Consider the following 437-nt stretch of genomic DNA (forward strand, 5'->3'; position numbering starts at 1 on the left):
TGCAGCGAGGTGCTGGAACTGACCGCGAAGAACGACGTGCAGGCCCCGGTCAGCGCCGAGTGAGCCGCGCTACGGAACAAGCCGCCTTCGGGCGGCTTGTTCATTTGTGGAGTCAGGCGCCGGCCTCGCAATTGATCATCCAGGACACCCCGAAACGGTCCACCAGGGTACCGAAACAGGGCGACCAGAAGGTCTTGCCCAACTCCAGCTCGACCCGCCCGCCGTCCTCCAGCAAGGCGTCATAGCAGCGCCGCGCCTGCTGCGGGTCGCGGGTATTCAGTGAAAGGGAAATCCCGGAGATCGGCTGCAACGCCGGCCCGTGCCCGTCCGAGGCCATGATCTGGCTGTCGCCGATCTGCAGGTTGGCGTGCATCACCTTGTCGCACCAGCCTTCGGGCACCACCACCGGACCGGGCGCCTCGTCGAAACGGAACAGG

At 65.9% G+C, this 437-nt stretch carries 1 protein-coding gene; it reads right to left on the bottom strand.

Annotated elements, in window-relative coordinates:
- Nucleotides 1–112: 112 nt before the first annotated feature.
- A partial coding sequence (locus FLP08_RS17085; RefSeq protein WP_156278126.1) for a VOC family protein occupies nucleotides 113–437 on the bottom strand: 325 nt, incomplete at its 5' end.

This window comes from Christiangramia aestuarii (assembly GCF_009735585.1).
Lineage (GTDB): Bacteria > Bacteroidota > Bacteroidia > Flavobacteriales > Flavobacteriaceae > Christiangramia > Christiangramia aestuarii.